General features: G+C 55.2%; 11 protein-coding genes and 1 pseudogene. 3 read left to right on the forward strand and 9 right to left on the reverse strand.

Annotated features, from left to right (window positions below; all coding sequences use genetic code 11):
* Window positions 1-99: 99 nt before the first annotated feature.
* Window positions 100-1,569: a hypothetical protein gene (locus tag VB144_07665; GenBank protein ID MEA4883516.1), complete on the reverse strand. Its 1,470-nt coding sequence runs from the start codon at window positions 1,567-1,569 to the stop codon at window positions 100-102.
* Window positions 1,570-1,717: 148 nt separating this feature from the next.
* Window positions 1,718-2,104, reverse strand: a complete 387-nt coding sequence (locus VB144_07670) for a hypothetical protein (protein ID MEA4883517.1) — start codon at window positions 2,102-2,104, stop codon at window positions 1,718-1,720.
* 306 nt (window positions 2,105-2,410) lie between these two features.
* Here VB144_07670 and VB144_07675 point away from each other — a divergent pair, with 306 nt between their 5' ends.
* A complete protein-coding gene (locus VB144_07675; protein ID MEA4883518.1) occupies window positions 2,411-3,265 on the forward strand; it encodes a transposase in 855 nt (284 codons plus the stop codon).
* Window positions 3,240-3,431 carry a hypothetical protein gene (locus tag VB144_07680; GenBank protein ID MEA4883519.1) on the forward strand — a complete coding sequence of 64 codons (192 nt, stop codon included), beginning with the start codon at window positions 3,240-3,242 and terminating at the stop codon, window positions 3,429-3,431. Before VB144_07675 ends, VB144_07680 begins: the two co-directional genes overlap by 26 nt.
* A gap of 235 nt (window positions 3,432-3,666) precedes the next feature.
* Here the strand turns inward: VB144_07680 and VB144_07685 are convergent, their stop codons facing one another.
* From VB144_07685 to VB144_07695, 3 genes are all read right to left on the reverse strand, one after another.
* The gene (locus tag VB144_07685; protein MEA4883520.1) at window positions 3,667-3,969 is read right to left on the reverse strand and encodes a helix-turn-helix domain-containing protein; all 303 of its coding nucleotides are present in this window, start codon (window positions 3,967-3,969) and stop codon (window positions 3,667-3,669) included.
* A 113-nt stretch (window positions 3,970-4,082) separates the two neighbouring features.
* Window positions 4,083-4,217 carry a hypothetical protein gene (locus VB144_07690; protein MEA4883521.1) on the reverse strand — a complete coding sequence of 45 codons (135 nt, stop codon included), beginning with the start codon at window positions 4,215-4,217 and terminating at the stop codon, window positions 4,083-4,085.
* Window positions 4,218-4,245: 28 nt separating this feature from the next.
* Window positions 4,246-4,527 carry a hypothetical protein gene (locus tag VB144_07695; protein ID MEA4883522.1) on the reverse strand — a complete coding sequence of 94 codons (282 nt, stop codon included), beginning with the start codon at window positions 4,525-4,527 and terminating at the stop codon, window positions 4,246-4,248.
* 112 nt (window positions 4,528-4,639) lie between these two features.
* Between VB144_07695 and VB144_07700 the strand changes: the two are divergent.
* Window positions 4,640-4,995 (forward strand): annotated as a pseudogene (locus VB144_07700) (integrase core domain-containing protein).
* Between the two features lie 348 nt (window positions 4,996-5,343).
* Here VB144_07700 and VB144_07705 read toward each other — a convergent pair.
* The 4 genes from VB144_07705 to VB144_07720 all read right to left on the reverse strand — a co-directional run bounded on the left by VB144_07705 (window position 5,344) and on the right by VB144_07720 (window position 8,040).
* Complete coding sequence (locus tag VB144_07705) at window positions 5,344-5,892, reverse strand: hypothetical protein (protein ID MEA4883523.1); 549 nt, start codon at window positions 5,890-5,892, stop codon at window positions 5,344-5,346.
* Window positions 5,885-6,640, reverse strand: coding sequence for an ImmA/IrrE family metallo-endopeptidase (locus VB144_07710; protein ID MEA4883524.1), 756 nt, complete (start codon window positions 6,638-6,640; stop codon window positions 5,885-5,887). Before VB144_07710 ends, VB144_07705 begins: the two co-directional genes overlap by 8 nt.
* Entirely contained in the window at window positions 6,633-6,983 is a 351-nt protein-coding gene (locus VB144_07715) for a helix-turn-helix transcriptional regulator (GenBank protein ID MEA4883525.1), read from the reverse strand. The genes VB144_07710 and VB144_07715 overlap by 8 nt, the downstream gene beginning before the upstream one ends.
* A 775-nt stretch (window positions 6,984-7,758) precedes the next feature.
* Window positions 7,759-8,040, reverse strand: coding sequence for a hypothetical protein (locus VB144_07720; protein ID MEA4883526.1), 282 nt, complete (start codon window positions 8,038-8,040; stop codon window positions 7,759-7,761).
* Window positions 8,041-8,467: the final 427 nt, after the last annotated feature.

Genomic DNA, 8,467 nt, shown 5'->3' on the forward strand with positions numbered 1-8,467 from the left:
CTAGGCCAATGCGGAGCGCCGCGGCCCGCGCAGACACATACGGGGGTATCTCATCGGGGGCCATCACAGACGGCAGTCCGCTGATCGGGCCTATGCCCTTCAAGACGCAGATTGCCATGTGGGCGCTATTTGACGCTTACCATTGATCATCAGTGGTAGGTTACGTGGACTCTTGCCGAGCGGCACTGTGAGATACCCAAAGACCGTCTTCCCGTCGCTCGCCGTGAACGACACCGGGTAGGTGTGTCCGACATCGCAGATGGGTATGTCTGATGATAGAAGAAGCGTCGCCGTCCTGCTTTCCACATTGTACAGCCGATAGCTGCCGTAATCCCTGTCGTCCCGGTGCATCAGCACCACGTAATCGAACTCAGGGCTGATCGCCACCGGGTAGTGGTTCTCTCCGAGGTCTTCCCGAACACGATCAACGATCGCGGCGACGGCGTCGTCTAGGCAGACAAGACGCAGTTTGTCGTCGATGCATACAGCGGTCAGCGGCTCGCCCGTCTTGGGATGCTTCAGGCCGAAGGAGGGGATTCCCGCAAGCAGGGCGATCATGTCCACCGCCACATCAGCGTGTTCATTGCGGTAGACCAATTCTCTTGACATGGTTTCGGGTTCTATCTCGTAGATGGTGACGTAGTCGTCGTAGAAGTTGGTCTTTACCACCATTCTTTCGTTATCGGCGGTGAACCCGATGACCTCGAAATCACGGGTCAACGACAGGTCGAAGTTGACGATACGCTCCCATGGCTTGTTCGGGCTGTCACGATAGAGCACATACTTGTCGGTAATGTAGTTGCGGCGTTTGGCCAGCTCAACGGTGACGGCCCTCAATACCCCGGCATTGTCGTAGATGTTCGTGACGTTTTCTCCGTTGTTCGCAGGGTACTCCTCCCTTGAGGGCCTGTCGGGTGGAACCCGGTCGGACGCGGTTCCGTCGGACACGTTTATCGCTTTCAGCTCACCGCCAGCCGCATACCACAGAACCCGCCCGTCCTCTGAGAACGTAAAAAGCGGATACGTGTAGGTCGAGTTCGATATGTAGTAGTTCATCATGTCCAGCGGCTCCGCCGGCTTTTCGGCGTCGAGCCTGCCGTACCAGGCGTTGCGGGCGTTCACGATCATCTGGCAAGCAATATCGGCGGTGATCTGGACATTTTGCCGCAGAAGATCGTCGTCAGGGGGGATAATGCCAGATTCCCTCGCGAGCTGCGCTACATCTGCACCCTTGGGGATATCGACGTAGGTCATTCGCAGAAGAGGATAGAGTACGTCGTCTCGGTAAAGGGGGCCGCTTAGCTCAGACTGGATAAAGCCCTGTTTCCGCGCGACATAGCAGGGGTCTTGCCCATGCTCGAATGTGATGTAGGGGACAGCCGCATTCAGAAATGTGTCCATGTGTACTGGTGAACCCGGGGCTTGCCTCCCAAGCTCGGTGTGCTGCAGGTCGACCTGTGCCGGGGCATAGTCTTGGTTGGCTCCTGCGGGCACTGAGAGAAGGAGAGAAATGGCGGCGATCAAGACGATGGTTATCAATGTGCAATAGGTCAGCTTCCGCTTTTTCATCGTACCGCCTCTTTTCTGTGCATGTTTATGACGTGACCCTAGAATGGATACGCCCAGACAGGTACACTGCCTGGACTGAAGTCCTCACACCTTCCGCACCTCCATAGGGTACCATAGCTGTCGACAGCCGAGGTGAGACTCTCCCCAGCTACAATAGCGACGATTCCTGACAGGCTGTGCACTTCGACGGGCCTGTACTCATCTGCAGTGCTCTGGGCGTTACGGTCAGCTGGCGACTCCCAACGAAGCTCACGTTCGCCCCTGGACCAGTAACTTGCCTGCTGGCGGGATCGAACGTCCACCCAGGCCTGGCCGCAGTCACAGTCACTGTGCCCCTAGTACCGTCCTTGCTCCATGTTCCGTCAGGGCCCGTCGCGGCGGTTCCGAAGCTGCGGCGACCGCCGAAGTGCAGACTCACGCCCTCTATTCCCTGGCCCTCGTCATCAGCAGTGATTGCCGCATCGAATGAAAAGGCCTTTTCGGGCTCGAGGATCTCATAGGCAAATTCGTAGCGCATTGCTTCGCCGTTGGTCATAGTGAGGCGTAGCTTCCAAACTGGTAGGCTGCTCCGCCGCCGAACCTCAATTCTGCAGCGCCATCCAGACTTGCCCACGCAACCGCGAAGACCAACGCGGACCCCCAAACCAACGGCTGTTTCTTCATCGAACTCTTCCTTTCAGGGATTCTAGCCCCAGCATATGACCATAAAGAAAGTTTCCACACGGGAGGCTCTACTCCTGCGGCCGATTCGGGGAGACTCGCGATTTGGCCACGATGGAGTAGTAACGGACGCTCATGGCGCCAGCATGGGAAATCACGGTATTTGGTCATCAGAAGGGGCGTGGCTTGCAGTGGGAGGAACGGCCAAGAGAAGGCCAAGAATGGGGAATGCCGTCATGATTGGGGTGGCCGCGATCGCCTTGCTGTTCTCGGTCTGCTCCATCATCCTCGTGAAGACCATGTCGTCTACAAGGCGTGTAGGTGTACAAGGTCGAGGACTGGGCAGATCATGTATCCGCCGTTGACCTCTTCGGCATACATTGACAACCTAGAGTCCTTAAAGGCCACACTCAGCCAGGCGGGCCGCGCCGACTATGTTGTAGTAGCGGATAGAGCCCTTGCAAGCGTGGAAAACGTGTTTCTGTTGGACTCAAGGAACGCGAAGTTCGTGGCTCCAGCCGACGATGACGCCCGCTACATTGTCGATGAGATGAAACGATCCAAGGAGATGGAGACCATCGACGCGTGGCTGCATGATGTTCGCGACCGTAAGATAAACAAGCGTCGCTACAAGAGACTCAGCTACGCAGACAAGCGGATAGACGCTTTCTTCAGCGGTCCTCTGCGCAAGTACCGGAAGATCTACAACCCCAAGGCAGCAAGCGACGACGCCCGTCTCGACTTCACTTGGTCCGTCGACGAACAGGCCCTGCAAAGGCTCATGCCACTAAACGGCAAGTACGTGGTGATCTCAAACGAAATGGATCCCGCCGTCACCGCCGCCGACATATGCCTCACTTCCAGAAAGCGAAGTCATATCGAAACGCGCATGCGGCGCCTCAAGAGCCAGCTCAAAGTGAGACCCGTGTTTCTCGAATCGGACATTGAGGATAAGAGGGCTTGCATTTGTCATCAATCTCGCTCTTGTCGTCTACTGCCTCCTCGAGCAGATGCTGAGAGAAGCCGGCATAGATGAATCCGTCCGTGAGCTGTTCCTCAATTTCGACCAGATCGCCCTGACCAAGGCCAAGCTGCCCAACGGCGCCGAGGTGAGCCACGTCGAAAACGCCCTGCCTTTTCACTACCGTATCCTCGACAAACTCGGACTGCTGATCGGAGAACACCGCCGCCCTCAGGCATGACCGCGTTCTACTCCCTCCGTCCTGTAGTGCCTAACTTGGTAGGCCCCTACTGCGGAAAATGAGCTTAGTGAAACGTTCTAGCGGGCTCATTCCGCTGAGCAAAGAGTGGGGCTGGAAGTTGTAGACGCTGAAGACCCAGATAGATAGAATTCTGTTCAGGTCGTCAATTGAATGGATCTCCTTGACCGGAAGCCCTGAGAACGGAACCAGCGCTCGATCTTGCCCTTAGCGCAGCTCACGACGAACCGCTTCCGCTCCACCTGGATCTCTCTCTGAGGCAATCTCTGTAGATGGCGGCGATGGGCCTGTGGGGACTCGCGATCTTGGCGTCGCGAAGCAACCCCTTGATCGGTTCGGGAATGCTCCTTTGCTTCCCGGCGTCGCTCCTCTTGCGATGGCTTAGCTCCTCAAACCCGTGCTTGCGGTACAGGCGCAACCATGACTTAATGGTGCACGGAGAGAAGAATCGCTTGCCCAGTCCTGGAACATCGAATTCGCTCGCGGCACCGCCCTCCGATACACCCGATTTTGAGAACAAGAAAAGCCCCGCTACGGGGCTGTTGGGATACGCTTACCACTGATCGTGACCTAGATGACCTTGGCGTCGACCACGACTGTGCCGCGGGCACCCTTAACGGTGAACCGCCCTAGCTAGGGAAAGGCGATGCCCTCCAGCACTGGCAGGAACTCGTTGTCATCGCCATTCGCCACTATCGGCGCTTCCGGCAAAGGCTTACCGTCGTTCTGGCTAACATCGAACACATAGACTATCTTGAAACCGACCACTCTGCGGGCCTTCTTCTCGTCCTCGTCGTCAGCGTCGGGAACTGCCTGCGTGCAAGGGGCGAATACTGAGATGCCCTTCTCGTCCTTTCGCACATGTCTCCCAAGCCTTGTATCCTGCCACGTGCGTGGCGTGAGGGCAGTGGATCCATATGGCCATGGTGTTGAGCAGCGAGTAGCGATGATGCCTCGACAGAAACTGCAGATACTGCGTCATCTCCTCGGAGGCCTTGGCGTCTTCCGTTCGGGCAGCTAGCTCCTTTATCTGGGATTCGATCTGGGCCATCTGGTCCATGAGCCCGCTGATCTTCATGGTCACGTCACTTCCTTTCGTTGTTTTCGTACATACCAATACGGGCCCTTAGCTGATGTCGCGAGCGCTCATCACCTGATATGGGGTGTTAGTGGGTTAACGTGAGGCAGATGAGACGCTCGAAATACCGTTTGTGCTGTCCGCAGTCAGGAGGGCGCTAGACGTAGCCAGGCCAGAGATACTCAACTCAACAGTGACCAGGGCAGCCACTTCACAAGCCCTCAGTACATAGCCCTCGTAAGTGGTGCTGAGGTCCAGATCAGCATGGACGGGAGAGGTCGAGCGTGGGACAATATCCTCATAGAGCGGTTTTAGCGGTCTCTCAAGTATGAAAAGGTGTATCTCAAGGAGTATTCAGTCCCGCGCGAGGCCAGACTTGACATTGGGGACTACATCGGGTTTTACAATGACCTCAGGCCTCATCAAGCGCTAGCATACAGGACTCCGGCTGAGGTGTATCTGCGGTAAAGCAGACGGACCACCCTCACCCCTCTCAAGCGCACGGGGCGTTGCTTAAGAAACCCACTAATGGTGTCTTGACGAAGGGGTCCACCATACGCCTCTTACGTTGAGCATACAACAATCACGCCAAGAGCACAAGGAAGCAATTTCCATTTGCAGGCCTGCCAATCGGCTGAAAAAACCTTCAACCCTGTGCCGTCAGGGTGCTGAATATGGGGTGCGGTAGTCGGCATCGATGATAATGACGCGATTATGCTGAGGAGGAGATTTCGGGCGGCTGTAGCAGCCTTTACAGTCTTGTCAATAATAGAAAAAGGCCCGCAATGTGAGCCTGGTATAGCTCTACATTGCGGGTCATATAATAGCCGTATTCGATTTACTGGCAAGATAGTCGGAAAATGAAGCAGCGCCAAGCTTGCGGCGCTTAGCGATCATGCGCGCCCAGATCGCGTTGCCTTCAACTTCGGTTATCAGACCACGTTGATATGCATCTACGAGGATATCGCCGGTGGTCACATGTTCCAGACCGTACTCTTCAATGTAGAGTGTGATGTGGCGGAGGTTGTTGCTGGCCACGATACCGTCTTTTCCCTTTGCCAGCGCAATTGCTGCAGCCTCTCCATCGCCAATAATCTTATGCCCGGCGTCCGGAACCTGTGTCAGCTTGTAAAAGACGTCATATTCGTCCGTGCCGACATCGATTTCTGCTATTACAGCCTGCCCGGCGGCGAGCATGGTATCCACGCGTGCTTTCAGATGAGCGATTCCGGGATCCGACAGCTCTGCATAGACAGCGCGGGGAATAACGACGCGGCCCGGATACAGTTGAGCCAGCAGGCTTTCACCTCTTGCCCACAGGAAAGCGGAAAGGCAGTCGGTATCGAAGAACAGTGGATCAGTCAACTACCTCGCCTCCGTCCGAATCGTCGCCGAAAACGATATCATCACGGAAGGCTTCAAGCAACCATTGCTCATATTTCCCGGTAGATACTACGTCTGCCTGCAAGAGGTTCTCTGCCTGCCTAATATAGTGGCCGTAAGTTCCTTTGTTATTACCTTCCGGTGTCGGCCTGTACAGTGAGGTGTCATATCCGAGACGAGCAGCAGACGATATTACATACTGCCGCATATCCTGGGCATCGGCAGCAGACAGTTCGTTGTCCATCTGCAGCCGCACAAGCATTGCCTGTCTGCTGACGCCGAAGTGTTGCTCCAGCATGACAACGTCTGCCGTCGTGAGTTTCTTCTTCGCTGAACGCTTCGCTTCCTGGACCTTCCGGTATAACGCTGCCTGCGGCATAAGCAGATAAGACGCAAACAGGTCGGCCTCCTTTTCTTCATCGGTCTTGTTGCCAAAGCCAACCGGGCAGATAGTTGACGTTGCACCTTCATCGAAATAGTAGTGGCAAAGTTCGTGGGCCAACGTGAACCTCTGACGGCCATAGGACATGCCAGAGTTAACAGCGATCACGACGGACGTATCAATCTTCAGACAAGCGCCGCTGATATTACCGCCAAGCGGACAAAGAACAAGCGTCAGCCCGTCAATGGAGTGGACCAACGCAAGAATGTCTATGGGTGAATCTGAATCCTCTCCCAGCCTTTTTCGGATGTCGGCGGCTCTGTTACTGAGCATCATTTTGTCAAGCATCGGCAGCATCTCCAGTGAGCCTATCCATATGCAATTGGTTCAAAGCGATCTTGTTGATGACTGCCACAGCTTTGAGGTCGCTGCCGTCAAGCCTGTTTGCACGAAATGCAAACGCCAGACTTGGTTTGCCAGCATCCGGAGTCACGATCTTCGAAACAGGGCAGCAAAACAGCGCGGAAAGTTTGTCAAGCATATCAGCGCTTATGGCTCTTTCTCCAGATTCAAACTTCGATACCAGGCTCTGATCGACGCCAAGATAAGAGGCAACGTTCTTCTGACCGAGGCCCATGCCTTCTCTGAGCGATTTCAGATTTGAACCCACAATGCTCATGTCAATCGTCATGATAACCCTCCTTATCATGTTGACGCAGTGTTAGTATACTCCGGTCCTGTCATAAAAACAACTAGTTAAGCAGAATAAGTTATGACAAACTTGGCAATAGTCTTGACCCATAGAACCGCTAGCGCGCATAATGCACCCTCGGAAAGGGGGAATAGGCATGGAACGCTATATCCCATATGAAAAGCTGGCCAAGAAAAAACAGCGAGAACTCGATCTGAAGCGGCACGGTATCGGGCCAGAACATCGCTCCCGTTGTGGGAGGTTTCCTCCCATAGCGGAGCCGGATCATCATAACGGTCAAGCAGATCGTTCCATGCCTCCACAAAGGCTCTGGCAGGCACATCGACGCCAACATGAGCGCTCCGGCGGAGTAACCGCTCTCCGTCCTCCGGCAGCACCTTCATCTTAGCAGCTTTGCATTTCCAGTGCGGAGTGCCACGGTTGGCCAGATGGGTTGACTGCGATCTTCCGCAGATACAGCTGCAGAGGCTGTAAATAACGCGTCCGTCAATTGGATACTTCAGCCAATTCTCACAGTATTGATGGAAGTGATGCTCCTTGCAGAATCGCTGCCTGCGCTTCGTTTCCAGCTGAAAGCACTGCCATGTTTCATCGTCGATAATGGCTTCGTGCGTTTCGGTCGCACAATACTGCGGGAGATCGCTCTGTGCGGACATTCTTCTTCGACAACTGGTCCATATTGTGGGAAATCTGGAAAACAGCGTTCCCACGAATCTTCTCGCTGAGCATGATGTTTATGAATTTCTGTCCCGGTTCACTCGCGGCCACCGTTTGTCGTCGGTACGCCGTCCGCAGCCTTGTCATATCCGAAGCAGGGCTTGCCGGAGAAACTGCGGATGTCGCCTTGCTCGTATCTCCGTCGTTTGCCCCACTTGACGTTCTCCGCCACAGGGGAAATGAGTGTCAGCAGCACTTCACCCTCGGCGCAGATCCCGACCAGCTCGTAGTCCGGGCTGTTTTTCAGATACCGCTCGTGAGAGTCCTTCTGCCCCCGAAGCTGGTTTTCTGTTCCTCGCTTCCTGTAGATAATCAACAATAGGCTGCAGCCCGCTTTCTGAGCGCTTCACTGTCTTCCGAAGGCATATTCTTTGGCTGGTACAAACGCAATCAGAGGCTCAATAAGGCCGGATGCTACAGTGTTTGTGCTTTGCGAGGAGAGAGAGCTCGAAGGCCGGATGGTGGTTGCGGTCAAGGTCCAGGGGGCGCCGCCCGGGCATCGGCCAGATTGTGATCACCCTGACGGCAGAGTTGAGCGCCCCCGTCTGAGGGGACGAGGGCACCGGGCAGGTGGTGTTCTATGCACCTGCGGAGATTCGCAGGTAATCTGCGGCAGCTTCTTGGACGATTAGCGGGTCGATGGCTCGAGCCTCGTGTGCGTATCCGAAAAGAAGGCACTTGGACGCTGCTTGGTTGATCAGCCGTGGAGCGCCGCCGGCTAGTTCGTAGATGGCTGTGATCGCATC

It is taken from the genome of Clostridia bacterium (assembly GCA_034926675.1).
Taxonomy (GTDB): Bacteria; Bacillota; DTU025; order DTU025; family DTU025; genus JAYFQW01.